This window comes from Actinacidiphila epipremni, from assembly GCF_012034175.1.
Taxonomy (GTDB): domain Bacteria; phylum Actinomycetota; class Actinomycetes; order Streptomycetales; family Streptomycetaceae; genus Actinacidiphila; species Actinacidiphila epipremni.
In genome coordinates this window covers 134,352-160,648 of sequence record NZ_JAATEJ010000020.1, presented here as the reverse complement: position 1 = coordinate 160,648, position 26,297 = coordinate 134,352, and the positions used below count along the sequence as shown (strand labels likewise).

Genomic DNA, 26,297 nt, shown 5'->3' with positions numbered 1-26,297 from the left:
AGACTGGACACCATGCGAATCGTGGTTCTGGCCGGAGGAATCGGCGGGGCGCGCTTTCTGCGCGGCCTGCTGGCAGCGGCGCCGGAGGCGGAGATCACCGTCGTCGGCAACACCGGAGACGACATCCATCTGTTCGGCTTGAAGGTCTGCCCCGACCTCGACACCGTGATGTACACCCTCGGTGGCGGCATCCACGAAGAGCAGGGCTGGGGCAGGGCGGACGAGACGTTCGCCGTCAAGGAGGAACTGGCCGCCTACGGCGTCGGCCCGGAGTGGTTCGGCCTGGGCGACCGGGACTTCGCCACGCACATCGTGCGCACCCAGATGCTGGCCGCCGGCTATCCGCTCAGCGCCGTCACCGAGGCGCTGTGCGCCCGCTGGAAGCCCGGGGTGCGGCTCATCCCGATGTCCGACGACCGGGTCGAGACGCATGTCGTGGTGGACGTCGAGGGCGAGCGCAAGGCCGTCCACTTCCAGGAGTACTGGGTACGGATGCGCGCCGCCGTCCCCGCCCACGCCGTCGCGCCGGTCGGCGCCGAGGCCGCCAAGCCGGCGCCCGGCGTGCTGGAGGCGATCGCGGCGGCCGACGTCATCGTCTTCCCGCCGTCCAACCCGGTGGTGAGCATCGGCACGATCCTGGCGGTGCCGGGCATCCGCGAGGCCGTCGCCGAGGCCGGGGTGCCGGTCGTCGGGCTGTCGCCGATCGTCGGGGACGCGCCGGTGCGCGGCATGGCCGACAAGGTGCTCGCGGCGGTCGGCGTGGAGTCCACCGCCGCCGCGGTGGCGGCGCACTACGGCTCGGGGCTGCTGGACGGCTGGCTGGTCGACACCGTCGACGCCGGGGCCGTCGCCGAGGTCGAGTCGGCCGGCATCCGCTGCCGGGCCGTACCGCTGATGATGACGGGGCTGGCGGCGACCACGCAGATGGCGCGCGAGGCGCTGGCGCTGGCGCAGGAGGTGCGGGCATGAGCGGGGCCGCGGGCGGCGCGCGGATGGAGGTCTTCGCGCTGGACGGCATCGGCGAGGTCAGGGCCGGGGCGGACATCGCCAAGCTCGTCGCCGCGACGGGCGTGGACCTGGTCGACGGGGACGTGGTCCTGGTCACGTCGAAGATCGTCAGCAAGGCGGAGGGGCGGCTGGTCGCCGCGGACGACCGCGAGGCGGCGATCGACGCGGAGACGGTACGGCTGGTGGCGCGCCGCGGCAGGACCCGCATCGTCGAGAGCCGGCACGGCTTCGTCATGGCCGCGGCCGGCGTGGACGCGTCCAACACCGCGCCGGGCACGGTGCTGCTGCTCCCGGAGGACCCGGACGCCTCCGCCCGCCGGATCCGCGCCGGGCTGCGCGCGGAGCTGGGCGTCAACGTCGGTGTCGTCGTCACGGACACGTTCGGGCGACCCTGGCGGCAGGGCCTGACCGACGTCGCGATCGGCGCCGCGGGCGTCGCCGTCCTCGACGACATGCGCGGCGGGCAGGACGCGTACGGCAACCCGCTGGTGGTCACGGTCACCGCGACCGCGGACGAACTGGCCGCGGCCGGCGACCTGGTCAAGGGCAAGGCGACGGGGCGGCCGGTGGCCGTGGTGCGCGGGCTCGGCCATGTGGTGCTGCCCGCCGGGGAAGCGGCGCAGGCTGCGCCATATGCCGAGGCTGCGCAATATGCAGAGTCGTATGCCGAGCCCGCGGGCCTGTCGGCGGACCCCGACCCCGACCCCGGGGCGCGGGCGCTGGTGCGCAGCCCGGCCGACGACATGTTCCGGCTCGGTACGTCGGAGGCGGTACGGGAGGCGGTCTCGCTGCGCCGCACCGTCCGCGACTTCACCGACGAGCCGGTCGACCCGGCGGCGGTACGGCGCGCGGTGGCGCTCGCCGTGACGGCGCCGGCTCCGCACCACACCACGCCGTGGCGTTTCGTGCTGCTGGAGACGCCGCAGGTGCGCACCCGGCTGCTCGACGCGATGCGGGACGCCTGGGAGGCGGACCTGCGGCGCGACGGCTTCTCCGAGGGCAGTATCGCCAAGCGGCTGCGCCGCGGTGACGTCCTGCGCAAGGCGCCGTATCTGGTGGTGCCGTGCCTGGTCGCCGACGGCGCCCACGCCTATCCCGACGCGCGGCGGGCGGCGGCGGAGCGGGAGATGTTCGTGGTCGCCACCGGCGCGGGCGTGCAGAACCTGCTGGTCGCGCTGGCCGGGGAGCAGTTGGGCTCGGCATGGGTGTCCTCGACGATGTTCTGCCGGGACGTGGTGCGCGAGGTGCTGGACCTGCCGGCGGACTGGGACCCGATGGGCGCGGTCGCCGTGGGCCGCCCGGCGCAGGTGCCGCCGCCGCGGGCGCCGCGCGGGGCGGAGGATTTCATCGCGGTGCGCTGAGGGCGGGCGCTGAGGGCGGGCGCTGAGGGCGGTCTCCCGGGGCCGGTGGTCAGGAGTGGCGGTTCGGCGGGTTGGGGGCCAGTCGCGGGGCGTGCCGCGGCGGGCTCGGCGAGGCCAGCAGGATCAGCCGGGCCGCGCGGTGCCGCTGGCCGGCGTAAGGGGCCAGGAGTTCGAGCATCGTGGCGTCGTCGCAGCGCCGGGCGCCGGTCAGGGCGAAGCCGATGTGGTGGGGCAGGTGGAGGTCGCCGACGGTGACCTCGTCGGGCGCCCCATGGCTGCGCTGGAGGGTTTCGGCCGCCGTCCAGGGGCCGATGCCGGGGATGGACTGCATGCGGACGCTCGCCTCCCGCGCCGGCAGCGACGCCAGCGCGTCCAGCCGGCCACCGAGCCGCACCGCGCGCATCACCGTGGACGCGCGCTTGTCGTCGACGCCGGCGCAGTGCCAGTCCCACGACGGCACCCGGGCCCAGCCGCGCGCGTCCGGCATCACCCGCATCCGGCGGCCGGCCGGCCCGGGCGCGGGCTCGCCGTGCTGGTGGAGCAGGGTCCGCCACGCCTCGTACGCCTCCGCGGTGGTGACCTTCTGTTCGAGGATCGACGGGATGAGCGCTTCGAGGACGAGGCCGGTCCTGGTCAGCCGCAGGCCGGGGTTGCGGCGGTGCGCCGCGTGGACGACGCGGTGGCGCGGGGTGAAGGCCGCCGGGTCGTCGAGGCCGCCGAGCAGCCCCGGGAGGGCGTCCAGCAGCCACTGGGCGCCGGGCCCCCACGCCTCCGCCTCCAGTTGCGCCGAGGTGCCGCGCAGCCGCAGCGTGCCGGCGCCCTCGGGGGTGCGGCTGGCCCGCCACACGGTGCCGTCGCGGTCGATACGGAAGGCCGGGTCGGCCGGGCCGCGGCGCAGCGGCATGAGGGTGCGGCGCACGTCCAGCGGCCCCTGCGGCGTCCACGTCCGGGTGAGCCCGCCCACCGCGACCGGCGGCACGGCGGCGGCGGTACGCGGGCGGGGGAAGGGCGAGGACACCCGCCGAGGGTATCCGCCCGCACGGCGCGCCACGGCGCCCGGGGAGGGCGGGCAGCCGGGCGCGGCGGCCGGAGGGCGAACCGGCGGGTGTGGTGCCCTGCCCGGGAGCCACGCCCTGGATGGGGCGCGGCTGCCGGAGCGGTGGACCGGCGGGCGTACGGCCGCCGGGGAGGCGGGCTCGTGGAGGGCGGCGGGGTGGCCGGTAGCCTGGGCGGTGTGACGTCGACTGCTGCTGACACGCCTGCCGGGCTGCTCGCCGGGGCGCTTCGCGCGGATCCCGCGCGGCCACTGATCACCTTCTACGACGACGAGACCGGCGAGCGCGTGGAGCTGTCGGTCGCGACGTTCGCCAACTGGGTGGCCAAGACCGGGAATTTGCTCCAGGACGAGCTGGGCGCGCAGCCCGGTGACCGGCTGGCGCTGCTGCTGCCCGCGCACTGGCAGACCGCGGTGTGGGTGCTGGCCGGCTTCTCCGCCGGTGTCGTGGTGGCGCCCGGCGCGGACCCCGCGGGGGCGGACCTGGTGGTGAGCGGGCCCGAGACGCTGGAGACCGCGCGGGCCTGCAAGGGCGAGCGGGTCGCGCTCGCGCTGCGCCCGCTCGGCGGGCGCTTCCCGCAGCCGCCGGCCGGCTTCCTGGACTACGCCGCCGAGGTGCCGGGGCAGGGCGACCGCTTTGTGCCGTACGCGCCGGTGGCCGCGGACGCGCCGGCGCTGGAGCTCGCGGGCGAGGACGTGCTCACCGGCGCCGAGGTGGTGGCCCGGGCGCGGGCGTACGGGCTGGAGCCGGGTGCGCGGGTCCTCAGCCGGCTCCCCTTCAGCTCGTGGACGGGCCTGGCGGCCGGCCTGCTGGCCCCGCTCGCGGTCGGCGGCTCGGCCGTGCTGAGCCGGCACTCCGCGGGCCTGTCGCCGGACGCGCTGGCCGCCCGCGAGGCGGCGGAGCGCACCACCCTCACCCTCTGACGCGGCGCTCCCGGCGACCTTTGCGGAGCCCTGCCGGGATCCCCCGCACAACTCCCGCGAAAACCCCCGCCGTGCCCGCCCGTTCCTGGGAGTTCGCCCAGGTGCGTGCTCGGGGCAACCAACCGGCCCATTCGACCGTCTGAACGAGTGGCGCGCATGTTTGCGGGCCGGGGGCGCCTGAAATGCGAGGGTTGGGGGGGACGTGACGTCGTCGGGAATGCCTCCGGCGGAGGACCGGGCCGATGCGGAGCCCGAGAAGAACGCCGCGGAGGCCGACCGGGAACCGGCGCCCGACGCCGACCCGCCGCAGGCGGCGTCCGCGCCGGCGGCCGAAGCGGACCCGGAGCAGGCGGCGCCGGCGGACAGCGGGCCCAGGCGGCGCAGTTACCGCTGGCTGAAGATCCTCGCCGGGGCCACCGCACTGCTGGTGCTCGCGGGCGCGGGCGGCCTGTGGTACCTCTACCAGCAGCTCAACGGGAACATCACCACCGACCGCGTCACCGAGAACGAACTGCAGGTGCACGCCTCCGAGCGGCCGACCCAGGGGCCGACGTCCGCGGAGAACATCCTGCTCATCGGGTCGGACAACCGGGGCAACGGCAACGGGAAGTACGGCCGGGACAGCGGCACGCAGCGCTCCGACACCGCGATCCTGCTGCACATTGCCGCGGACCGGCAAAGTGCCACGGCGATGAGCATCCCGCGCGACCTCATGGCGCATGTGCCGAGCTGCACCAAGCCGGACGGCGGGCAGACCCAGCCGAAGTTCGAGCAGTTCAACTGGGCCTTCCAGTTCGGCGGCGCCGCCTGCACGATCCGCACCGTCGAGGACATGACGGGGATCCGGATCGACCACCACCTCATCGTCGACTTCTCCGGCTTCAAGAAGATCGTGAACGCCGTCGGCGGCGTGGACGTGTGCCTGGCCGAGCCGGTGCACGACTCCGAGGCGCACCTGGACCTGCCCGCCGGGCGCCAGACGCTCAGCGGCGAGCAGGCGCTCGGCTATGTGCGGGCCCGGCACGGCTTCGGCGACGGCAGCGACACCCAGCGCATCGACCGCCAGCAGGGCTTCCTCGGCTCGCTGTTCTCGAAGGTCACCAGCAACGGCGTGCTGCTCAACCCGACGAAGGTCCTGCCCGTGCTGTCGGCGGCGACGTCCTCGCTGACCGCCGACCCCGGCCTGGACTCGCTCAGCGAGCTGTACGGCCTGGCCCGCGAGATCCAGCGGATACCGTCGCAGAAGATGGTGTTCCTGACGCTGCCCCAGGAGCAGTACACGCTCGACCACAACCGCGACCAGCTCAAGCAGCCGGCCGCCGGCAAGCTGTTCGCGGCGCTGCGCGACGACCTGCCGGTGACGGTCACCGATGACGGCCATCCGGAGGACACCGCGACCTCCGGCGCCCCGGCCGCCACGACCGCCGGCGGGACGTCCACCGCGCCCTCCGCGGGCACGCCGACCTCGGGTGACACACCCACCGACGCCCCCACCTCCGGGCCCACTTACCGTGGTACGACCGCCGCCGCGGACATCTGCGGCAAAGCCGCGACGTGACCCGATGGGTTAACGTGAGCGCCCGGCCGGCCGCGGAGGAAGGACCCGATCGACCGTGAGCACGGAGGAGCCCGGGTACGTCGACCCGGCGGACCAGTGGGTCCTGGACCCGGTGACGGGCATGTACGAGCTGCGCCTCGACGTGCCCCCGCAGCGCCAGGAGCAGGCGCAGGAGTACGGCGGGCAGCCGGAGTCCGCGCCGGACGCGTACGGCCAGGGCACGGCCGCGCAGGGCGGCTACGAGGCGCAGGGCACGTACGACCCCTACGCCTCGTACGGCTCGTACGAGTCCGGGGACCAGCACTCCTACGACGCCGGCGAGCAGCACTCCCCGTACGGCACGGGTGAGTCGTCGGCCTACGGCACGGGCGGGCAGCCGGCCTCGTACGACACCGGCGAGCAGCCCGCCCAGGACGGCCACGACGCCCCCGTGGCGCCGCCCGCGCCCGCCTGGGCCCCCGAGGTGCCGCCGACGCCGCCGGCGCCGCAGACGGCCGCCGAGGGCGGCGGGCGGCGGACCGGGGCACCGCAGGGGCGGGCCGGCCGGCGGAAGGCGAAGCCGGCCAAGGGCGGGGCGGCGGCGCTGCTCGGGCAGTTGCCGGGCGGGCCCGTGGTGTGGGGCGTGGGGGCGGCCTGCGCGGTGCTGCTGGTCGGCGGGATCGCGAGCGTCGCGGCGCTGGGGGGCGGCGGCGGGCCGGGCCTGCACACCGTGGACCTGGCCGGCGCGGGGGCCAAGGAGCCGGTGCACACCGGTGCGATGAACGTCCTGCTGCTGAACTCGCACCCGGCGGCGGGCGCGTCGACCGACTCCGCCGTGCTGGTCCACCTCTCGGCGGACCGCGGCGACATCACCGCGCTGGCGATCCCGCCCGCCATGGTCACCGACATCCCGGACTGCCCGGCGGCCACCGGCGGCGGCACGGTCAAGGGCGCCAAGGCGCAGCCCTTCTCGGCGTCGCTGACCGGCGGCCGTGACGCGGGCTGCGCGCTGCGGACGGTCAAGCAGCTCACCGGCCTGGCAGTGGACCACGTCGTGGCCGTGGACTACGCGGCGGTCAAGGGCGGAACCAAGGACATCGCCGCGGCCGACCGCTGCGTCGACCGTACGATCACGGTGCCGCGGACGCTGACGGCGCTGGCGCGCACCGCCCCCTCGGCGGTCACCGCGGACTCCCCGCTCGGCACACCGGAGACGATGAGCAACCTGGCCGCGGCACTGGGCGCGGTCGCCCCGCAGGACACGACCTTCGTGGCGATGCCGGTGACGGGCACCGGGGCGTCGGCGGCGCCGGACAAGGACAAGGCGTCGCAGATCTACGCGCTGCTGGCGAACGACGTGTCGCTGACGGGCGCGCAATCGGCCGCGAGCGACCCGAAGTTGACCGGCCCCAAAGCGAAGCCGCACGACACCCGGGTGGAGATCTACAACGGCACGGGCGTCTTCGGGGCCTCGCAGGACGTGCTGGCGTGGCTGCAGAACACCCAGGGCGTGGACCGCTCCACCAACGGCGGCGACGCACATGGCAAGGTCGCGAAGACGACGCTGCAATATGCGCCGAACCAGGCGGACCAGGCGCGCTCGCTCGCGGCGATGATGGGCCTGCCGGCCTCGGCCCTGGTCCAGGGCACCAAGGACGCGGCGCCGCGCGCCAACATGACGCTCACGCTCGGCGCCGACTACACCAAGCCCGGCGCGCCCATCGGCCCGCCGACGGCGCCGCCCAAGGACGTGAAGCTGACCCCCGGGACCGCCGCCCACTGCTGAGCCGGGAGCCGGCCGGGACCGGCGGGCGACAGCAAGGGGTAAGCGTCGGGCGCCAGTTCGGGCATGCGGGTGAAGTCCGGCAATAAGCACGGAAAACACCCGCCGATTCCCTGCAATTGCAGGGCTTTGTCCGTTTGTCCGGTCAACGGATCTTTCGGTACGACACCTCCGCGTCACACCGGGCGGCTACTGTAAGCGATCCGGCGGTTACCGGATGGAGGGCCCGAGCGACCGTGGACACGCAAGGCCGAGACGACATCGATCCGGCGGGGCAGTGGGTGCTGGACCCGGCCAGCGGCACCTACCGGCCGCGCTCCGAGGCGGCGGCACGGCGGACCCGGCCGCGCGAGATGCCGCGGCAGGCCGGCCGCGGCCCCGTGGCGCCCCCCGAGCGCATCCCCCGGCCCCGCGTGCGCCGCTCCCCCGCGGCGCCCCCGCAGCGCCGCCGCAGGGGCGTCCAGGGCGGTCGCGGGGGCCGGCCGGGCGCGGGCGGCGGGGGCGGCGGGGGCGGCGGACGGGCCGGCCGGAAGGGCCTGTCGCGGCGCCGGAAGGCGCTGCTGTGGGTGGCGGCCACCATGGGCCTGGTCCTCGTCGTCGTCGGCGTCGGCGGCTACCTGGTCTACGAGCACTTCAACGGCAACCTCACCACGGTCGACGTCGGCGACGCCGGCAGCAAGGACGTCCTCGGCGACGGCCCGCTGAACCTGCTGGTGATCGGCACCGACAGCCGGCAGGGCCTGGGGGACGCGTACGGCGACCCGGACGACATGGGCCACGCCGACACCACGATCCTCTTCCACGTCTCGGCCGACCGCAGCAACGCCACCGCGATGAGCATCCCGCGCGACATCGTGACGTCGATCCCGGACTGCCCGACGCGGCAGCCGGACGGCTCGGTGCGGACCATCCCGGGCATCCCGGCGGGGCTGACGGCCCCGAAGTTCAACGAGAGCCTGGGCGTGGGCGGCCGGGACCCGGGGTGCACGATGCGGGCGGTCACGCAGCTGACGGGGATCCCCGTCGACCACTTCATGATGGTCGACTTCGAGGCGGTCAAGACGCTGTCCACGGCGATCGGCGGGGTGGACGTGTGCCTGGCCCGGCCGCTGGTGGACCCCAAGTCGCATCTGCGGCTGCCGGCCGGCACGCACCGGATCGAGGGCGAGCAGGCGCTGGAGTTCGTCCGGACCCGCCACGCGCTGCAGAACCAGAGCGACCTGGACCGCATCAAGCTCCAGCAGCGCTTCCTCGGCGCGATGATCCGCAAGGTCAAGTCCAGCGGGTCGCTCACCAACCCCAGGAAGCTCTTCACGCTCGCCGACACCGCGACCAAGGCGCTCACCGTGGACAGCGCGATCGGCAGCGTCTCGCGGCTGGCCAGCCTGGCCCGCGACCTCGGCAAGCTGGACGTCAAGCACATCACCTTCGTGACACTTCCGGTGGTGGACAACCCCAACGAGAAGGTCCACGCGACCGTCGTCGTCGACCAGGCCAGGGCGCAGCGGCTGTTCACGCTGATCAAGGACGACGTGTCGCTGAGCGGCCGGAAGAAGAAGCCCAGGACCGACCCGAAGCTGCTCGGCCCCAAGGCCCCGCCGGCCGATGTGCGGGTGCGGGTCTACAACGGCAGCGGCATCCCGCTCGCGGCCCGCGGCACGGTGGACTGGCTGCGCGCCACGCAGGGCGTCGGCGGCCCCGCCAACGGCGGCAACGCGCCCGCGCCCGCGGCCCGTACGACGCTGGTCTACGCGCCCGAGCAGGCCGCCCAGGCCCGCACCCTCGCGGCGATGCTGGGCCTGCCAGGCTCGGCGCTGCGCCCCTCCCCCGCGGTCGCGGCCGGCTCCGACATGGCGCTCACGCTGGGCGCGGACTTCACCAGGGCCGGCGTTCCCGTCCCCGACCCCTCGGCCGAGCCGGACGACCTGGACAAGACCGGGGCGGACGACTCGGCGTGCGTGAAGTGAGCCGCGGCGCGAAATGGGCCGCGCAATGAGGTGAGCCGCGCCGCATCGGGCCGGCGTGTGCAACCGACCCGCGTACCCCGCGCGTATCAACTCAGGGGCGGGGTGCAACTCCCCGTGCCCGCACGCCGTCCGGCAGGAGGACGGCGGAGGCCGGCCGGATCAGGGGGAGGGTGCGTTCATGCGCGACGGGGGAACGGGGGGCGGCCGAGGCGCGCCGCCGGACGCCGGCGGCCTCGGACGGGACGACGGGTTCCACCGCGACGGACCGCGGACGTACCCCCCGCAGCCCGCACCCGGCCGGATCCCCGGGCCGCGCAGCCCGTACGGGAGCGGCGCGGACCACCCCCACGACGGCGGCCCCCACGACGGCGCCCACGACGGCGACCCCGGCCCGGACGACCCCGGCCCGGACGGCGGCCGGGAGGAGCCGCCCGGCGCCCCGGCCGGCCCCCCGGGGCGCGGCGGCGGGCACCGCAGGGGCGGCCCGCGGCGGCAGCGCAGCCGCAAGCGCAAGGTGCTGCGCTGGGTGGCGATCGTCGCGGCGGTGGGCGTGCTGGGCACGGCGGGCGCCGCGTACGGCTACTACGAGTACCTGTCCGGCAAGATCCGCAAGGGCGAGCGGGTCAGCGGCCGGACGACGGTCGCCAAGCCGAAGGCCAACGCCAACGGCACCTCGGCGATGAACATCCTGATCCTCGGCTCCGACAGCCGGCTCAGCGACGCCGACAAGGCGCTCGGCGGGGCGGCGGACAGCGCGGGCGCGCGGGCGGACGTGATCATGATCGCGCACCTGTCGGCGGACCGCAGCAACATGTCGCTGGTGAGCATCCCGCGCGACACCCGGGTGGACATACCCCAGTGCGAGGATCCCAAGACCCACAAGACGTACGCGCCGACCAACACGATCATCAACGCCTCGCTGGGCCGCGGCGGCCCGGGCTGCACGCTCGCGACCGTGCAGAACCTCACCAACGTCTACATCGACCACTGGCTGATGATCGACTTCTCCGGCGTGGTGAAGATGGCCGACGTGCTCGGCGGTGTCGAGGTGTGCGTGGAGCACAGTGTGTGGGACCGCCCCACCGCGGCCATCCCGCACGGCGGCTCCGGGCTGAAGCTCACCAAGGGCACGCACATCGTCAAGGACAAGCAGGCCCTGCAATGGCTGCGCACCCGTGACGCGTTCGGCGACGACTCCGGGCGCGCCAAGGCGCAGCACATGTACATGAGCTCGCTCATCCGCAGGCTGCGCGGCGAGAACCTGTTCACCAACCCGGGCCGGCTCAACAAGATCGCGACGACGGCGATGGGTGCCTTCGAGGTCTCGTCCGAGATCGGCACCCCGAAGAAGCTCTACGACCTGGGCATGGAGCTCAAGAGCATCCCGCCGGAGCGGATGACGATGCTGACCATGCCGCATATTGCCGACCCGCAGGCCCCCGCGGCGCACTATCTGCCGGCGCGGGACGCGAGCACGGTGTGGTCCCTGGTGCGCAACGACGTGGCCATGGACACCAACGGCAAGGCGAAGGCACCCGGCGCGGCGACCGCGTCGCCGACTCCCGCCGCGCCCTCCGGGCCGCCCGCCGCGGCGCCGGGCAGCATCGGGGTGAGCGTCGTCAACGGCACCGCGGGCACGGCCGGCAACCCGGCCGTCGGGCACCGGGCGACCGCCATCGCGACGGCGCTGAAGACCGCGGGCTTCACGCAGGCCGACCCCGCCCGGACCGCGCACCCCAGCCCCGGCACCGGCGTGGTCTATCCGGCCGGCGCCGGCGAGCAGGGCAGGGCGGACGCGACGTCGGTGGCGGCGGCACTGAAGATCCCGGTCAGCGACGTCAAGCCGTCCACGTCCGCGCAGGTCGTCACGGTGACGGTGGGCGCGGACTGGAAGAGCGGCACCGACTACAGCGCGACCCTGCCCAAGGCGGGCGGCGTGCCCGCCGGTGCCGACGCCATGAACGGCGCGGACACCGGCAAGTGCATGCCGATCCAGCCGGTCTACCGCTGGGCGGGCTGAGCGGGCCCCGGTGCGGCGGCACCCGCCGTCGCCCCGGCCGCTCCCGTCGCCCCGGCCTGCACGGCGGGGCGGCGGCTGGCGATGACCCGGCGGGCCAGCGAGCGCGGGCTGGTCAGGAAGCCGTAGCCCCAGCACATGTGCATGGTGGCCAGCGCCAGCGGGATGCGCAGCCGGGCGGCGGCCGGAAGGCCCCGGCCGGCCGGCAGCGAGCCGGCCGTGATGACGGCGAGGTATCCGGCCGGCAGCACCAGCGTCCACGGCGTGAGCAAGGCGCCGACGACACCGAGGACGCAGGCCAGCAGCGCGGCGGGCGCGGCGAGGTAGCGCAGGTTGACCGAGCCGCGGTGGTAGCGGGTCACGACCCGGCGCCAGCGCCCGTAGTCCTTGTACTGCTTGGCCAGGGTGCGCACGCTCGGCCGCGGCCGGTAGGAGACCCGCAGCTCGGGCGAGAACCAGATCAGGTGGCCGGCCTCGCGGATGCGGTAGTTCAGCTCCCAGTCCTGGGCGCGGATGAACTCCACGTTGTAGCCGCCCTGCTGCTCCAGCACCTCGCGCCGGAAGACACCGAGGTAGACGGTGTCGGCGGGCGCGGCGTTGCCGCCGGTGTGGAAGGCGGCGTTGCCGACCCCGATCTTCGCGGTCATGGCGGCGGCGACGGCCTGCTCCCAGGCGTTCTCGCCCTCGGCGTACATCAGTCCGCCGACGTTCGCCGCGCCCGTCTCCTCCAGCAGCCGCACGGCCGTGGAGATGTAGTCGGGCGACAGCATGCCGTGGCCGTCGACCCGCACCACGACGGGGTGGCGGGACGCCTTGATGGCGGCGTTGAGCGCGGCGGGGGTGCGCCCGGTCGGGTTGGGCACCGTGTGGACCCGCGGGTCCTCGGCGGCCAGCTCGGCGGCGATCGCGTCGGTGCGGTCCTTGGAGGGACCCAGCGCGATGACGACCTCCAGCTCACCCGCGTAGCTCTGCTGCAGGATGTGCCGGACGGAGTTGCGGAGGTGGCGCTCCTCGTTGAGCACCGGCATGATCACGGAGACGGCCGGGAGCGCGGGGGCGGAGGCGGTGTTCACGGCGTTCATCGCGGGAAACGTTACCGCCATCGGGGGGAACCGGCGCGTGGGGGCAAGGCTGACAGTCGTATTTGTCCCTAGCCTGAACGGGTCCTGCCGTCCGTACGCCGGGGAGGCCAGCCCGTGCCGCCTGCCAGCCGTCGTCCCGCCACCGCCCCGCGCCCGCAGCCCGGGCGGCGGCGGCCGGGGCACGTACCGCGGCGGCACCGGTCGCGGCAGCTGCGGCCGATCCGGCTGAGCACCAGGATCCTCGGCGGGGTGGCCGTGCTCCTGATCACCGCGAGCGGAGTGGGCCATGCGGTGGTCACCGGGGTGAGCGGGGCGATCGGCCGGGTGGACGCGTTCGGCGGTATGGAGAATCGGCCGGGCGGCAGCAAGGGCACGAACTTCCTGCTGGTCGGCACCGACGGGCGGGACAACCTGGCCCCGGACGAGAAGAAGGAGTACCACCTGGGCGGCGCGCCCTGCCACTGCACCGACACGATGATGCTGGTGCACCTGTCGCAGGACCACTCCCGCGCCAGTGTGGTCAGCATCCCGCGCGACACGTACGTGCTGCTCCCCCGGCCGCCCGGTCCGGCCGGCAGCGTGCCGTACCCGGCGCGTACGCCGGCGAAGGGCGCTGCCGCAGCCGCCGCCGGGCCCGAGACGGGCGCGCAGGACCGCAAGGGCGGCGCGAGGCCGGGCGGCAGGCCCGTCGCCGCCACCCACCCGGCCAAGCTCAACCAGGCGTACGCGCAGGGCGGCCCCAAGCTCACCGTCCGCACGGTCGAGCAGCTGACCGGGGTGCACATCGACCACTACCTCGAAGTGGACTTCACCAGCTTCATGAAGACCGTCGACGTCCTCGGCGGCGTCCCGGTGTGCACCTCCAAGCCGCTCAAGGACTCCTACACCGGCCTGGACCTGCCCGCCGGCACCACGGTGCTCGACGGCGGCCAGGCGCTGCAATATGTGCGCTCGCGGCATGTGGACCCCGCCGCCGACCTCGGGCGGATGCAGCGCCAGCAGCGGTTCATGGCGCAGGTCATCGCGAAGGTCACCAGCGGGGGCACGCTGAGCGACCCGCTGCGGCTGCGCAAGGTCGTCTCCGCGGTGCTGGGCTCGGTGCGCGCGGACCAGGGCCTGGACAGCAAGGACATCGTGGACCTCGCCCAGGCCATGAAGGGCTTCTCGCCCGCGTCGTCGGAATTCCAGTCCGTGCCGCTGAGCAACACCAGCTTCAATGTGCCCGGGATCGGCTCGACCGTGAAGTGGGACGCGCTCAAGGCCGGCCGGCTGTGGGCGGCGATCCGCGCGGACCGGCCGCTGACGGCCCCGCGGCCGGCCGCGAAGGCCACGCCCGCCGGGGTGCCGGTCGCGGTGGACCCGGCGACGGTGCGGGTGGCGGTGGAGAACGGCACCGCGGTCGCGGGCCTGGCCGGCGACACGCAGAAGGCGCTGCACGCCACCGGCTTCGCCACCACGGGGACGCCCACGACGGCCAAGGAGCATGTGCCGCACACCGTCATCCGCTACGACCCGCGCTGGGACGCCTCGGCGAAGGCGCTGGCGGTCGCGCTGCCGGGCGCGCAGCTGGTGCCGGCGCCCAAGCAGGGGCCGGTGCTGCACGTCACGCTCGGGCCGGACTTCGCCCTGGCCCGGGTGCGGCCGGTGACCGCGCCGGTGCCGGACCCGGGCTCGCGGCCCGAGGCGGGCGCCCTCACCGGCGACCAGGTGGGCTGCCCCTGAGGGGCGCAGGCGAGCGCGGGGGGCCGCTGGGAGGCCCGGTGGCCGCCCCTGAGGCGCCCCCGGTCAGCTCTCGGGTGCCTCGGGCTCCGCGCGCTCGCGGCGCAGCTCCAGGATGGCGCGGCGGCGGGCCAGCCGGTGGGTGCGGCGGATCTGCGCCTCCTGCCAGCGGCGGCGGTCCTCGTCGGTCTCCGGCAGCACCGGCGGCACCGGGCGCGGGCGGCCCTCGGCGTCGACGGCGACGAAGACCAGATAGGCGCTGGCGACCTGCTTGGCGGGCCGCCCGGCTTCGTTCCAGCGCTCGGCCACCACCCGTACACCGACCTCCATGGAGGTCTTGCCGGTCCAGTTGACCTGGGCCTTCACCTTGAGCAGATCGCCGACCCTGACCGGTTCGAGGAAGGCCATCTCGTCCATCGCGCCGGTGACGGCGGGGCCCTCGGAGTGCCGGCCGGCGACGGCGCCGGCCGCGTCGTCCACCAGCTTCATCACCACGCCGCCGTGGACGGTGCCGAGCAGGTTGGTGTCGTGCGCGCTCATGATGTGGGAGAGCGTGATGCGGGCGGCGGAGGTCGGCTTGCCCGGGATCGCCGGGACGCGCGGGACCTGCGGGGCGGCGGGCGGCTCCGGGGTGCCGGGGGAGGCCGCTGAGGGGTCGATCATGGCTGCCACTGTATGTCCGGCCCGGGGCGCGTCACGAAACGGCTGTGGCGGGCGGCCGAATGTACCGGAATGCATCGAGTCTGCTACAGAACCGCCCCTGATTCAAGGTCCCACGCCGCAGCCGGGCACACTGGCCGACATGAACGGCATGAACGGTTGGAGCGATGACACCGAGCAGCGCCGGCTGTCCGAGCCGCCGCTGCCCCCCGAACTGTCGCCACGCCGGCAGGCGGCGGCTGCGAGCGGGATCCCGCCGCAGCCCACCCGCCGCCCCGCGCCCGGCGACCGGCTGCCGCCCGGCGCGATCCCGCAGCCGAGCGGCCCCGGTGACGGCGACGGCTACGGCCCGCCGAGCACCGGCGGCACCCCGCGCGCCGCGCGCCCGCCGCGCACCCCCCGCTGGAGCACCCGCAGGAAGATCGGCTACACCGCCCTCGGGCTGGTCGTGGTGCTGCTCGCGGTGTCGGTGTCCACGTACTTCTGGGCGGACTCCAAGGTGCGCCGCGAGGTGGACCTGAGCAAGGTCGAGGACCGGCCGCCGACGGGCAAGGGCACCAACTACCTGATCGTCGGCTCGGACAGCCGTGAGGGGCTGACCAAGGAGGACGAGAAGAACCTGCACACCGGCGCCGCCGAGGGCCAGCGCACCGACTCGATGATGATCCTGCACACCGGCAGCAACGGCGCCACGATGATGAGCCTGCCGCGCGACTCGTACGTGACCATACCGGCGTTCACCGGCCAGCAGTCGCACAAGCGGTACGCGGCCTCGACGCACAAGCTCAACCGCGCCTACTCCGACGGCGGCCCGGAGCTGCTGACCAGGACCGTGGAGTACAACACCGGCATCCACATCGACCACTACGCCGAGATCGGCTTCGCGGGCTTCGTGAACCTCGTCAACGCCCTCGGCGGGGTGAACATGTGCCTGGACAAGCCGCTGCACGACAAGGCCTCGGGCGCGGACTTCGCCGCGGGCTGCCAGAAGCTCAACGGCCAGCAGTCGCTCGCCTTCGTCCGGCAGCGCCACCAGGAGGCCGACCAGGACCTCGGCCGGATGCGCAACCAGCAGAAGTTCCTGTCGACCCTGGCGCACCAGGCCGCCTCGCCCTCGACGATCCTGAACCCGTTCAAGCTCTACCCGGTGATCGGCTCCGGCCTGGACACCCTCATCGTCGACAAGAAGATGAGCCTGAAGGACCTCGCCTCGATGTTCTGGGCGATGAAGGGCGTCACGGGCGGCGACGGGCACTCCCTGACCGTGCCCATAGCCAACGCCAACTACATGACGCCGAACGACGGCGACGCCGTCAAGTGGGACATGACCAAGGCGAAGACGCTCTTCGGCGAGCTGAAGAACGACGACAAGGTGACCGTCACGAAGTAGCGGCCCCGCCCGCGCCCCGCCCGTCGCCCCACCCGTAGTGCCCGTTCTGACGCCGACGGCCCCGGCTCCCCCGCGATCACGCGGGAGGAACCGGGGCCGTCGGCCGTACGGGAGGTGTCAGCTGTGCGCGGCCGGCCTGCGGCGGCGCAGCGCGAAGACGGTGCCGCCGCCCGCGACCACCAGGACCGCGGCGACGCCGGCGATCAGGCCGGTGCTGCTGCCGCCACCGGTCTCGGCGAGGTTGGACGTCCCGCCGGCCGGCTTCGGCGCGTTGGTGTCCGCGACCGCGACGGCCGGCGAGCTGGTGGTGGCGCTCGGCGTCGGGGCGCCGGCGGCCGGGGTGGTCGGCGTCGTCGTCGGCGAGGTCGCCGGCGGCGAGCTGGGCGGGGCGGTCTGGGTCGCGCCGCAGGTCTCGTCCGACACGGTGGTCGAGCCCTTGGTGATGACCTCGTTGTCGACCCAGCCCTTCACCGAGGCGGTGACGACGTAATGCGTGCCGGGCGTCCAGGGCACGCTCAGGCTGAAGTCGCTGCCGCGGTCGGTGAAGGAGCCCGAGGTGACCGGCGCGCCGCTGTCGGTCGTGACAACGATGGTCACCGGGCGGATGCCGTCGGTGTCGTGGACGAGCAGCGTGCCCTTCCCGCTCTCCTGGTCGCAGGAGATATTGGCGGAGAAGTCCTTGATATCGCATGCGTACGAGGTGCCTGCAACGCCCAGTGCCAGAGCGGCGGCGGCGGAGGCAACGCCTATGGAACGCACCGCGATAGCGGTGCGGCGGTTTGTGAACACGTCTTCCCTTCACGGGATCAGATCTCAAGCGCGGAAGAGGCCGTTTCGTCACCGCGACGGCCCCCCGCCCGGCTGATGGCGCTCACAGCTCTACAAGTCGCCGCTCGGGCTTGTCAATTGATCGCAAACCGACCATAACTCGACCCCAGACACACAAAGAGCACCCGAACCGGGTGCTCTTTGCGCATCTGCTGTTACAGAGTTGCTACGCGGGCAGGTTCCGCGCCATGACGATCCGCTGGACCTGATTCGTGCCTTCATAAATCTGCGTGATCTTGGCGTCGCGCATCATCCGCTCCACCGGGTAGTCGCGCGTGTAGCCGTATCCGCCGAGGAGCTGGACCGCGTCGGTGGTGATGGACATGGCCACGTCGGAGGCGTAGCACTTTGCCGCGGCTCCGAAGAAGGTGAGGTCCTCGCCCTTGCTGCCGGCGGAGGCGCGCTCGGAGCGGGCCGCGGCGGCGTAGGTGAGCTGGCGGGCGGCCTCCAGTTGCATGGCCATGTCGGCGAGCATGAACTGGATGCCCTGGAACTCGGCGATGGCCTTGCCGAACTGCTTGCGCTCGGCGACATAGCCCTTTGCGTAGTCGAGTGCGCCCTGGGCGATGCCGAGGGCCTGTGCGGCGATGGTGATCCGGGTGTGGTCCAGGGTGCGCATCGCGGTGGCGAAGCCGGTGCCCTCCTCGCCGATCATGCGCTCGGCGGGGATGCGGACGTTGTCGAGGTAGACCTCGCGGGTGGGCGAGCCCTTGATGCCGAGCTTCTTCTCCGGGGCGCCGAAGGAGACGCCCTCGTCGCCCTTCTCCACCACGAAGGCGGAGATGCCCTTGGAGCGCTTGTCGGGGTCGGTGACAGCCATGACGGTGTAGAAGTCGGAGACGCCGGCGTTGGTGATCCAGCGCTTGACGCCGTTGAGGACGTACGTGTCGCCGTCGCGTACCGCGCGGGTCTTCATGCCCGCCGCGTCCGAGCCGGCCTCGGGCTCGGACAGGGCGTAGGAGAACATGCCCTCCTTGCGGGCGAGCGCGCCCAGGTAGCGGGCCTTGAGCTGCTCGGAGCCGGACAGCTGCACCGGCAGCGAGCCGAGCTTGTTGACGGCCGGGATGAGCGAGGACGAGGCGCACACCCGGGCGACCTCCTCGATCACGATGACGGTGGACAGCGCGTCGGCGCCGGCCCCGTCGTACGCCTCGGGGACGTGCACGGCGTGCAGGTCGTTGGCCTCCAGCGCGTCGCGCGCCTCCTGCGGGAAGCGGGCCTGCTCGTCCACCTCGGCGGCGAACGGCGCGATCTTCGCCTCGGCGAGCGCCCGTACGGACTCCCGCAGCATGTCGTGCTCTTCGGAGGTCCGGAAAAGGTCGAAGTCGGAGGATCCGGCCACAGAGTCTCACTCCCCGAGTGCTAACTACCGTTAAGTAACCTACGTGACCCTACGATCCTAGGGCCGCGGGCGCCGGGCGGCCTACGTGACGTCCGTGACAAGCGCGCGGCGGCATGGCCGCGGGGGGTGCGCGCACCCTGATCCGGGCGGGTGCCTGCCTACTATGCTCAGCGCATGCCTCTCAAGCTCACCGTGATCGGCACCGGATACCTCGGGGCCACCCATGCCGCGGCGATGGCCGAGCTCGGCTTCGACGTGCTCGCGCTCGACATCGACCCGCGCAAGATCGAGCTGCTGTCACAGGGCCGGGTGCCGATGTTCGAGCCCGGCCTGGAGGAGCTGCTGGCCCGGCATGTGGCCGGGATCGAGGGGTCCAGCGGGCGGCTGCGCTTCACCCTGTCGTGGGAGGAGGTCGCCGAGTTCGGCGACGTGCACTTCGTGTGCGTCAACACCCCGCAGAAGCAGGGCGAGTACGCGTGCGACATGAGCTACGTCGACCGCGCCTTCGGGCAGCTCGCGCCGCTGCTGAAGCGGCCCGCGCTGGTGGTGGGCAAGTCCACCGTGCCGGTCGGCAGCGCGGCGCGGCTCGCGGACCTGCTGGCGGAGCTGGCGCCGGCCGGCGAGGAGGCGGAGCTGGCCTGGAACCCGGAGTTCCTGCGCGAGGGCTTCGCCGTCGAGGACACCCTGCACCCCGACCGGATCGTGGTGGGCGTGCGCAGCGAGCGGGCCGAGCGGACATTGCGCGAGGTGTACGCGGGGCCGGTCGCCGAGGGCACGCCCTTCGTGGTCGCCGACTACCCCACGGCCGAGCTGGTCAAGACCGCGGCGAACGCCTTCCTGGCCACCAAGATCTCCTTCATCAACGCCATGGCCGAGGTCAGCGAGGCGGCCGGCGGCGACGTGGCGAAGCTCGCCGAGGCGATCGGCTACGACGACCGGATCGGCCACAAATTCCTGCGGGCCGGCATCGGCTTCGGCGGCGGCTGCCTGCCCAAGGACATCCGCGCGTTCATGGCCCGGGCCGGCGAGCTGGGCGCTGACCAGGCGCTGACGTTCCTGCGCGAGGTCGACTCGACGAACATGCGGCGCCGCACCCAGATGGTCGACATGGCGCGTGAGGCGCTGGCGTCGGCGCCGTCCGGGCGGGCCTCCGGCGGCGGCTTCCTGGGCCGCCGTATCGCGGTGCTGGGCGCCACCTTCAAGCCGGACTCCGACGACGTACGGGACTCCCCGGCGCTCAACGTCGCCGGCCAGATCCAGCTCCAGGGCGGCCAGGTCACCGTCTACGACCCCAAGGGCATGGACAACGCCCGCGCGCAGTTCCCGACGCTGGGCTACGCCGCGAGCGCGCTGGAGGCGGTGCGGGGCGCCGACATAGTGCTGCACCTGACCGAGTGGCGCGAGTTCCGCGAGCTGGACCCGGCGGCGCTGGCCGAGGTCGCCCGCGGCCGGGTCGTCCTGGACGGCCGCAACACGCTGGACCCGGCGGTGTGGCGCAAGGCGGGCTGGACGTACCGCGCGATGGGCCGCCCGAACGCCTGACGTACGGCAGCCGTCGGTGATGTCGGCGGCCGTCGGTGACATCGGCGGCCATCAGTGACGAGGAAAGGAACCGCCATGATCGGCCGGCTCAGCTCCGTGGTGCTCGACTGCCCCGCCCCCGCCGCGCTCGCGGCCTTCTACGCCGAACTGGTCGGCGGGCGCGTCGAGGTCGACGACGACGAGTGGGTGGACCTCGCCCGCGAGGAGGGCCCGGCGCTGTCCTTCCAGCGCGTCGCGGACTACCGGCCGCCCGTGTGGCCCGACCCCGCGCGCCCGCAGCAGTACCACCTGGACATCTCCGTGCCGCGCGCGCAGATGGACGAGGCGGAGCAGCAGGTGCTGGCGCTCGGCGCGAAGCTGCTGGAGGACGACCTCGGCGGCAGCCGCAACTGGCGGGTCTACGCCGACCCGGTGGGGCACCCGTTCTGCCTGTGCGCGCACTGAGGCGCCCGCCGCGTACCGCTCAGCCGTCGAGGGCGGCGAGCGTCGCCGTCGAGGGTCCGCGACGCAGCCGGATCGAGGCCGCCGCGGATTCGGCGTCGTGCAGCACCCGCACCGCGTTGCCCCAGGTGAGCTTGCCGAGGTCGGTGTCGGACCAGCCGCGGCGCAGCAGTTCGGCGATCAGCTGCGGGTAGCCGGCGACGTCGTCCAGCCCCTCGGGGGTGAAGGCGGTGCCGTCGTAGTCGCCGCCGAGGCCGATGTGGTCGACGCCGGCCACCTCGCGCATGTGGTCCAGGTGGTCGGCGACGGTCGCGGCGGTGGCGAGCGGGCGCGGGTGGTCCGCCTCGTAGGCGCGCTGGACGGCCATGCCGGCGGGCGTGGTGTCCAGCGGGTGCAGGCCGTGGGCGCGCATGTTCTCGTCGGCGGCGAGCGTCCAGTCGATGGCCGCCGGAAGGATGAACTTCGGCACGAACGTGGCCATGGCCACGCCGCCGTTGCCGGGCAGGGCCGCGAGCACGTCGTCGGGGATGTTGCGCACGTGGTCGCAGACCGCGCGGGCCGAGGAGTGCGAGAAGATCACCGGCGCCTCGGTGACGCGCAGGGCGGCGCGCATGGTGTCGGCGGACACGTGCGAGAGGTCCACCAGCATGCCCAGCCGATTCATCTCCCGGACGACCTCCTCGCCGAAGGCGGTCAGGCCGCCCGCGGCGGGCTCGTCGGTCGCGGAGTCCGCCCACGCGGTGTTGGTGTTGTGGGTGAGCGTCATGTAGCGCACCCCGAGGGCGTGGAAGGCCCGTAGGACGCCGAGCGAGTCGTCGATGCTGTGGCCGCCCTCGGCGCCCATGAGCGAGGCGATACGGCCCTTGCTGCGGGCCTGCTCCATGTCGTCGGCGGTGAGCGCGAGCGCCAGGTCGTCGGCGTAGCGGTCGGTCATCCGGCGCACGACGTCGATCTGCTCCAGCGTCGCGGTGACCGCGTCCGCGCCGGTCAGGCTGACCGACACGTACACCGACCAGAACTGCGCGCCGACGCCGCCGGCCCGCAGCCGCGGGATGTCGGTGTGCAGCCGCTCGCTCTGGTCGAGGGCGACGTCGAGCCGGTCGAGGTCGTAGCCGACCTGCTCGCGCAGCGCCCACGGCAGGTCGTTGTGGCCGTCGACGACGGGGTGGGCGGCGAGCAGGCCGCGGGCGCGGGCGAGGAGGTCCATGCGGGTCAGCCTATGTGCCCGCCCTACTGGGCGAAGCCGAACCCGCCCGCGCCGGAGATCTTGCCGCGCAGCCGGCGGCCCTTCTCGGTGGCCTGCGCGTTCAGCGACTCCTGGAAGTCGCGCATCTTCTCCTGGAGCGCCTCGTCGTGCGCGGCGAGGATGCGTACGGCCAGCAGGCCGGCGTTGCGGGCGCCGGCGACGGAGACGGTCGCGACGGGCACGCCGGCGGGCATCTGCACGATGGACAGCAGCGAGTCCATGCCGTCGAGGTACTTCAGCGGCACGGGCACGCCGATGACCGGCAGCGGGGTGACGGAGGCGAGCATGCCGGGCAGGTGGGCGGCGCCGCCCGCGCCGGCGATGATCGCCTTCAGGCCGCGCCCGGCGGCCTGCTCGCCGTACGCGATCATCTCGCGCGGCATGCGGTGCGCCGAGACGACGTCGGCCTCGAAGGGGACGCCGAACTCCTCCAGGGCCTGCGCGGCGGCCTCCATGACGGGCCAGTCGGAGTCGGAGCCCATGACGATGCCGACGACGGGGGCCGCGGCGGCCGGGGGTGTGCTCGCGGGCGCTTCACTCATCGATCGTCCCTCGCAGGTAGTCGGCCGCGTGCCGGGCGCGCTCGCGCACGTCCGCCAGGTCGTCGCCGTAGGTGGTGACATGGCCGACCTTGCGGCCGGGCTTCACGTCCTTGCCGTACATGTGGATCTTCAGGCCGGGGTCGCGGGCCATGCAGTGCAGGTAGCCGGCGTACATGTCGGGGTAGTCGCCGCCGAGGACGTTCGCCATGACCGTCCAGCGGGCGCGCGGGCGGGGGTCGCCGAGCGGCAGGTCGAGGACCGCGCGCAGGTGGTTGGCGAACTGCGAGGTGGCGGCGCCGTCCATGGACCAGTGGCCGCTGTTGTGCGGGCGCATGGCGAGCTCGTTGACCAGGATGCCGGGTGTGCCGTCCGGGCCGCGGGTCTCGAACAGCTCGACGGCGAGGTGGCCGACGACGCCGAGTTCGCTCGCCACGGTCAGCGCCAGGCGCTGCGCCTGCGCGGACAACTCCTCGGGCAGGTTCGGGGCGGGCGCGATCACCGTGTCGCACACCCCGTCGACCTGCACGGACTCCGCCACGGGGTAGGCCACCGCCTGGCCGTGCGGGGAGCGCACGACGTTCGCGGCCAGTTCACGGACGAAGTCCACCCGCTCCTCGGCGAGGACCGGGACGCCGGCCTTGAAGGCGTCGGCGGCGTCGGCCTCGGAGCGGGCGAACCACACGCCCTTGCCGTCGTAGCCGCCGCGCACGGTCTTCAGGACGACCGGGTAGCCGGCGCCCTCGGCGGCGAAGCGGGTGACGTCGGCGGCATCGGCGACGATGCGGTTGCGCGGGCAGGGCGCGCCGATCTGCGCGAGCCGGGCGCGCATCACGCCCTTGTCCTGGGCGTGGACGAGGGCGTCGGGCCCGGGCCGTACCGTGACGCCCTCGGCCTGGAGGGCGCGCAGGTGCTCGACGGGCACGTGCTCGTGGTCGAAGGTGACCACGTCGCAGCCCCGGGCGAAGGCGCGCAGCGTGTCCAGGTCGCGGTAGTCGCCGACGGTGACGTCCGAGACGACCTGCGCGGCCGAGTCCTGCGGGGTGTCGCTGAGGATGCGGAACCTGATGCCGAGCGGGATGCCCGCCTCGTGCGTCATACGCGCGAGCTGGCCGCCGCCGACCATGCCGACTACGGGGAATGTCACGTTGTGTCCTGCCGGTGGTGCGCGGGGGCGGGTCCCCCGGGGTTGCCCCCACCAGGGTATCGGCCGCGCGACGGGCGCCCGAACGCCGGACGGCTCCTTGATGGCCCGGCGCCGCCGGTTAGCATGAGGACACACACCCGTAACACCGACCCCCACAGACAGGGCCGACGACCACCATGAGCGGATTGAGCGCCCTGCGCGCCCGGATGGCGCTGATGTACCGCGAGATCGCGAAGTTCGGTGCGGTGGGCGGGGCCGGCGTGCTGGTGAACTTCGGGGTGTACAACCTGATCATCCGCAACACCGGGCTGCAGACGGTGCGCTCCAGCGTGCTGGCGACCCTGGTGTCGATCGCCTTCAACTACCTGGGTTTCCGCTACTTCACCTACCGCGACCGGGACAGTGAGCAGCGCACCAAGGAGATGGGGCTGTTCCTGGTCTTCAGCTGCGTCGGGCTGGTGATCGAGAACGGGCTGCTGTACGTGGCCACGTACGGCTTCCACTGGGACAGCACATTGCAGAGCAATGTGTTCAAGTTCGTGGGGCTCGGCCTGGCGACGCTGTTCCGGTTCTGGTCGTACCGCACCTGGGTCTTCCGGGCGATGCCGGCCAAGGAGGCTGTGCAAGAGGCGGAGTCGTTCCTGGCCGAGGGCGCGCACGGTCCCGAGGGCGCGCAGAGTGCCGAGGGCGGTACGCGCCGGCCCGGCCGGATCAGCTGACGACGTCCTCGCGGGGCGGCGGGGCCTGCATCTCGCGGGCCAGGAAGAGCGCGAAGACCGGCGGGCGCTGCTGGAGCAGTTCGAGCCGGCCGCCGTCCGCCTCGGCGAGGTCGCGGGCGAGGGCCAGGCCGAGGCCGGTGGAGTTGCGCCCGCTGACGGTGCGCTCGAAGACCCGCGCTCCCAGGTCCGGCGGGACGCCGCGGCCCGCGTCGGTGACCTCCACGACGGCCTGGTTGCCGGTCACGCGGGTGCGCAGGGCGACGGTGCCGGCGCCGTGCATGAGGGAGTTCTCGATCAGCGTGGCCAGCACCTGCGCGACCGCGCCGGGGGTGCCGACGGCCCGCAGCCCCGGGGTGCCGGAGCGGACGATGGAGCGGCCCTCGTTCTGGTAGGCCGGGCGCCATTCCTCGACCTGCTGCTTGATGACCTCGTCGAGGTCGAAGTAGACGGCCGAGCCGGTGCGCGGGTCGCGGGCGTTGGTCAGCAGCCGCTGCACCACGTCGGTCAGCCGCTCGACCTGGCCCAGCGCGATCGACGCCTCCTCCTTGACCGTCTCCTGGTCGTCGGTGGCGATGATCTCCTCCAGCCGCATCGACAGCGCCGTGAGCGGGGTGCGCAGCTGGTGCGAGGCGTCGGAGGCGAGCCGGCGCTCGGCGGTGAGCATCCGGCCGATGCGCTCGGCGCTGGAGTCCAGCACGTCGGCGATACGGTCCAGCTCGGGCACGCCGTAGCGGCGGTGCCGGGGGCGCGGGTCGCCGGAGCCGAGGCGTTCCGCGGTCGCGGCGAGGTCGCTGAGCGGGCTCGCCAGGCGCCGGGCCTGCCATACGGCGAGGCCCACGGCGGCCAGCACGGCGAGCAGCGCGACCGCGAGGATCACCAGCACATTGCGGCCGATGTCGCGGCTGACGGTGGAATGCGACTGCTCGACGGTCACGGACTCGCCGTGGTCGCCGCGCTGCGTGGAGGTGATGACCTTGCCGGCCGGGCGGGCGCCGAGGGTCACCTGCGGGTGCCCGGGCACCCGGACGACGGCGTAGCGGTCGGCGGCGATCTGCCGGTCCAGGCCCTGGGCGTCGATGCTCTCGCCGGCCAGGATGCGGTTCTCGACGATGCCGACCAGGCGCACCGCCTCGGACTCCACGCCGTCGCGGGCGCTGCTCTCGATGGTGCGCGACTCGACGAGGACCAGGGACAGCCCGAAGACGGCGATGACGACGAGCACCACGGCCAGCGTGGAGGAGATCAGGCGGCGGCGCACGGCGTCGTCGGGTCAGTTCTTCTCGAACCGGAAGCCGACCCCGCGGACGGTGGAGATGTACCGCGGGTTCGCCGCGTCGTCGCCCAGCTTCTTGCGCAGCCAGGAGATGTGCATGTCCAGCGTCTTGGTGGACGACCACCAGGTGGTGTCCCACACCTCGCGCATCAGCTGCTCGCGGGTGACGACCCGGCCCGCGTCCCGCACCAGCACCCGCAGCAGGTCGAACTCCTTGGCGGTGAGCTGGAGTTCGTCGTCGCCCATCCAGGCGCGGTGCGACTCGACGTCGATCCGCACGCCGTGGGTGGCGGGCTGGGCCGGCTCGGTCGTGCCGCGGCGCAGCAGGGCGCGGACCCGGGCGAGCAGTTCGGCGAGCCGGAACGGCTTGGTCACGTAGTCGTCCGCGCCGGCGTCCAGGCCGACGACCGTGTCGACCTCGTCGGCGCGGGCGGTGAGCACCAGCACGGGGAAGGTGTGGCCCTCGGTGCGCAGCCGCCGGCACACCTCCAGCCCGTCCATTCCGGGCAGGCCCAGGTCCAGCACCACCAGGTCGACGGCGCCCAGCAGGGCCGTCTCCAGCGCGGCGGGTCCGTCCTCGCGCACCTCGACCTCGTACCCCTCGCGGCGCAGGGCGCGTGCGAGGGGTTCCGAGATGGATGCGTCGTCCTCGGCCAGAAGTACGCGGGTCATGGGCTTGATGGTAGACCGCGTGCCCGGGCCGCGAGGGGGTGGTCCG

General features: G+C 73.7%; 22 protein-coding genes. 12 read left to right on the top strand and 10 right to left on the bottom strand.

Annotation, left to right across the window (positions count from 1 at the left end):
- Nucleotides 1-12 precede the first annotated feature (12 nt).
- Together cofD and HCN08_RS23295 are read left to right on the top strand one after the other, a co-directional pair.
- Nucleotides 13-969 carry a 2-phospho-L-lactate transferase gene (gene cofD / locus HCN08_RS23300; protein ID WP_167985150.1) on the top strand — a complete coding sequence of 319 codons (957 nt, stop codon included), beginning with the start codon at nt 13-15 and terminating at the stop codon, nt 967-969.
- Nucleotides 966-2,369 carry a coenzyme F420-0:L-glutamate ligase gene (locus HCN08_RS23295; RefSeq protein WP_167985149.1) on the top strand — a complete coding sequence of 468 codons (1,404 nt, stop codon included), beginning with the start codon at nt 966-968 and terminating at the stop codon, nt 2,367-2,369. The genes cofD and HCN08_RS23295 overlap by 4 nt, the downstream gene beginning before the upstream one ends.
- Before the next feature lie 49 nt (nt 2,370-2,418).
- Here the strand turns inward: HCN08_RS23295 and HCN08_RS23290 are convergent, their stop codons facing one another.
- Complete coding sequence (locus HCN08_RS23290; RefSeq protein WP_167985148.1) at nt 2,419-3,387, bottom strand: DNA-3-methyladenine glycosylase family protein; 969 nt, start codon at nt 3,385-3,387, stop codon at nt 2,419-2,421.
- Between the two features lie 216 nt (nt 3,388-3,603).
- On the opposite strand from HCN08_RS23290, the gene HCN08_RS23285 reads away from it, so the two are divergent.
- From HCN08_RS23285 to HCN08_RS23265, 5 genes are all read left to right on the top strand, one after another.
- Nucleotides 3,604-4,347 (top strand): TIGR03089 family protein, encoded by a 744-nt coding sequence (locus tag HCN08_RS23285; protein WP_167985147.1) that lies wholly within the window; start codon nt 3,604-3,606, stop codon nt 4,345-4,347.
- A gap of 202 nt (nt 4,348-4,549) precedes the next feature.
- Entirely contained in the window at nt 4,550-5,905 is a 1,356-nt protein-coding gene (locus tag HCN08_RS23280) for an LCP family protein (RefSeq protein ID WP_322974629.1), read from the top strand.
- 55 nt (nt 5,906-5,960) lie between these two features.
- A complete protein-coding gene (locus HCN08_RS36700; protein ID WP_322974628.1) occupies nt 5,961-7,670 on the top strand; it encodes an LCP family protein in 1,710 nt (569 codons plus the stop codon).
- Between the two features lie 233 nt (nt 7,671-7,903).
- Nucleotides 7,904-9,634 (top strand): LCP family protein, encoded by a 1,731-nt coding sequence (locus HCN08_RS23270; protein ID WP_322974627.1) that lies wholly within the window; start codon nt 7,904-7,906, stop codon nt 9,632-9,634.
- Between the two features lie 178 nt (nt 9,635-9,812).
- On the top strand, nt 9,813-11,654 hold the full coding sequence (locus tag HCN08_RS23265; RefSeq protein ID WP_240970352.1) for an LCP family protein: 1,842 nt from the start codon (nt 9,813-9,815) through the stop codon (nt 11,652-11,654).
- Here the strand turns inward: HCN08_RS23265 and HCN08_RS23260 are convergent.
- A complete protein-coding gene (locus HCN08_RS23260; RefSeq protein ID WP_167985145.1) occupies nt 11,636-12,733 on the bottom strand; it encodes a glycosyltransferase family 2 protein in 1,098 nt (365 codons plus the stop codon). The genes HCN08_RS23265 and HCN08_RS23260 overlap by 19 nt on opposite strands.
- Nucleotides 12,734-12,847: 114 nt before the next feature.
- Between HCN08_RS23260 and HCN08_RS23255 the strand changes: the two genes are divergently transcribed.
- A complete protein-coding gene (locus HCN08_RS23255) occupies nt 12,848-14,455 on the top strand; it encodes an LCP family protein (RefSeq protein WP_456319013.1) in 1,608 nt (535 codons plus the stop codon).
- A gap of 63 nt (nt 14,456-14,518) precedes the next feature.
- Here HCN08_RS23255 and HCN08_RS23250 read toward each other — a convergent pair whose 3' ends face one another.
- Complete coding sequence (locus HCN08_RS23250) at nt 14,519-15,115, bottom strand: acyl-CoA thioesterase (protein WP_167985144.1); 597 nt, start codon at nt 15,113-15,115, stop codon at nt 14,519-14,521.
- A 139-nt stretch (nt 15,116-15,254) separates the two neighbouring features.
- Here HCN08_RS23250 and HCN08_RS23245 point away from each other — a divergent pair, with 139 nt between their 5' ends.
- On the top strand, nt 15,255-16,502 hold the full coding sequence (locus HCN08_RS23245; RefSeq protein WP_167985143.1) for an LCP family protein: 1,248 nt from the start codon (nt 15,255-15,257) through the stop codon (nt 16,500-16,502).
- Nucleotides 16,503-16,619: 117 nt separating this feature from the next.
- Here HCN08_RS23245 and HCN08_RS23240 read toward each other — a convergent pair whose 3' ends face one another.
- Complete coding sequence (locus tag HCN08_RS23240; protein ID WP_167985142.1) at nt 16,620-17,261, bottom strand: LAETG motif-containing sortase-dependent surface protein; 642 nt, start codon at nt 17,259-17,261, stop codon at nt 16,620-16,622.
- A 235-nt stretch (nt 17,262-17,496) separates the two neighbouring features.
- Nucleotides 17,497-18,672, bottom strand: a complete 1,176-nt coding sequence (locus HCN08_RS23235; RefSeq protein WP_167985141.1) for an acyl-CoA dehydrogenase family protein — start codon at nt 18,670-18,672, stop codon at nt 17,497-17,499.
- Nucleotides 18,673-18,846: 174 nt separating this feature from the next.
- On the opposite strand from HCN08_RS23235, the gene HCN08_RS23230 reads away from it, so the two are divergent.
- Both HCN08_RS23230 and HCN08_RS23225 read left to right on the top strand, forming a co-directional pair.
- A complete protein-coding gene (locus HCN08_RS23230; protein ID WP_167985140.1) occupies nt 18,847-20,214 on the top strand; it encodes a UDP-glucose dehydrogenase family protein in 1,368 nt (455 codons plus the stop codon).
- 75 nt (nt 20,215-20,289) lie between these two features.
- Nucleotides 20,290-20,658 (top strand): VOC family protein, encoded by a 369-nt coding sequence (locus HCN08_RS23225; protein ID WP_167985139.1) that lies wholly within the window; start codon nt 20,290-20,292, stop codon nt 20,656-20,658.
- Nucleotides 20,659-20,677: 19 nt separating this feature from the next.
- Here HCN08_RS23225 and HCN08_RS23220 read toward each other — a convergent pair whose 3' ends face one another.
- From HCN08_RS23220 to HCN08_RS23210, 3 genes are read right to left on the bottom strand one after another with little or no spacing between them, the layout of a single operon-like run.
- Nucleotides 20,678-21,862 (bottom strand): dipeptidase, encoded by a 1,185-nt coding sequence (locus HCN08_RS23220; protein ID WP_167985138.1) that lies wholly within the window; start codon nt 21,860-21,862, stop codon nt 20,678-20,680.
- A 23-nt stretch (nt 21,863-21,885) separates the two neighbouring features.
- Nucleotides 21,886-22,443: a 5-(carboxyamino)imidazole ribonucleotide mutase gene (gene purE / locus HCN08_RS23215; protein ID WP_167985137.1), complete on the bottom strand. Its 558-nt coding sequence runs from the start codon at nt 22,441-22,443 to the stop codon at nt 21,886-21,888.
- Nucleotides 22,436-23,566, bottom strand: a complete 1,131-nt coding sequence (locus tag HCN08_RS23210) for a 5-(carboxyamino)imidazole ribonucleotide synthase (protein WP_240970362.1) — start codon at nt 23,564-23,566, stop codon at nt 22,436-22,438. The genes purE and HCN08_RS23210 overlap by 8 nt, the downstream gene beginning before the upstream one ends.
- A gap of 197 nt (nt 23,567-23,763) precedes the next feature.
- Here HCN08_RS23210 and HCN08_RS23205 point away from each other — a divergent pair, with 197 nt between their 5' ends.
- Nucleotides 23,764-24,306: a GtrA family protein gene (locus tag HCN08_RS23205; RefSeq protein ID WP_167985135.1), complete on the top strand. Its 543-nt coding sequence runs from the start codon at nt 23,764-23,766 to the stop codon at nt 24,304-24,306.
- Here the strand turns inward: HCN08_RS23205 and HCN08_RS23200 are convergent.
- Both HCN08_RS23200 and HCN08_RS23195 read right to left on the bottom strand, forming a co-directional pair.
- Nucleotides 24,299-25,564 carry an ATP-binding protein gene (locus HCN08_RS23200; RefSeq protein ID WP_167985134.1) on the bottom strand — a complete coding sequence of 422 codons (1,266 nt, stop codon included), beginning with the start codon at nt 25,562-25,564 and terminating at the stop codon, nt 24,299-24,301. The genes HCN08_RS23205 and HCN08_RS23200 overlap by 8 nt on opposite strands.
- 12 nt (nt 25,565-25,576) lie before the next feature.
- Nucleotides 25,577-26,251, bottom strand: a complete 675-nt coding sequence (locus HCN08_RS23195; RefSeq protein WP_167985133.1) for a response regulator transcription factor — start codon at nt 26,249-26,251, stop codon at nt 25,577-25,579.
- Nucleotides 26,252-26,297 lie beyond the last annotated feature (46 nt).

What these genes read in the sequence shown, in the direction of transcription:
- HCN08_RS23225 (WP_167985139.1), top strand. Translation starts at nt 20,290, where the DNA reads ATGATCGGCCGGCTCAGCTCCGTGGTGCTCGACTGCCCCGCCCCCGCC.
- HCN08_RS23245 (WP_167985143.1), top strand. Translation starts at nt 15,255, where the DNA reads ATGAACGGCATGAACGGTTGGAGCGATGACACCGAGCAGCGCCGGCTG.
- HCN08_RS23295 (WP_167985149.1), top strand. Translation starts at nt 966, where the DNA reads ATGAGCGGGGCCGCGGGCGGCGCGCGGATGGAGGTCTTCGCGCTGGAC.
- HCN08_RS23195 (WP_167985133.1), bottom strand. Translation starts at nt 26,251, where the DNA reads ATGACCCGCGTACTTCTGGCCGAGGACGACGCATCCATCTCGGAACCC.
- cofD (WP_167985150.1), top strand. Translation starts at nt 13, where the DNA reads ATGCGAATCGTGGTTCTGGCCGGAGGAATCGGCGGGGCGCGCTTTCTG.
- HCN08_RS23265 (WP_240970352.1), top strand. Translation starts at nt 9,813, where the DNA reads ATGCGCGACGGGGGAACGGGGGGCGGCCGAGGCGCGCCGCCGGACGCC.
- HCN08_RS23250 (WP_167985144.1), bottom strand. Translation starts at nt 15,115, where the DNA reads ATGATCGACCCCTCAGCGGCCTCCCCCGGCACCCCGGAGCCGCCCGCC.
- HCN08_RS23260 (WP_167985145.1), bottom strand. Translation starts at nt 12,733, where the DNA reads ATGAACGCCGTGAACACCGCCTCCGCCCCCGCGCTCCCGGCCGTCTCC.
- HCN08_RS23230 (WP_167985140.1), top strand. Translation starts at nt 18,847, where the DNA reads ATGCCTCTCAAGCTCACCGTGATCGGCACCGGATACCTCGGGGCCACC.
- HCN08_RS23210 (WP_240970362.1), bottom strand. Translation starts at nt 23,566, where the DNA reads ATGGTCGGCGGCGGCCAGCTCGCGCGTATGACGCACGAGGCGGGCATC.
- purE (WP_167985137.1), bottom strand. Translation starts at nt 22,443, where the DNA reads ATGAGTGAAGCGCCCGCGAGCACACCCCCGGCCGCCGCGGCCCCCGTC.
- HCN08_RS23220 (WP_167985138.1), bottom strand. Translation starts at nt 21,862, where the DNA reads ATGGACCTCCTCGCCCGCGCCCGCGGCCTGCTCGCCGCCCACCCCGTC.
- HCN08_RS23205 (WP_167985135.1), top strand. Translation starts at nt 23,764, where the DNA reads ATGAGCGGATTGAGCGCCCTGCGCGCCCGGATGGCGCTGATGTACCGC.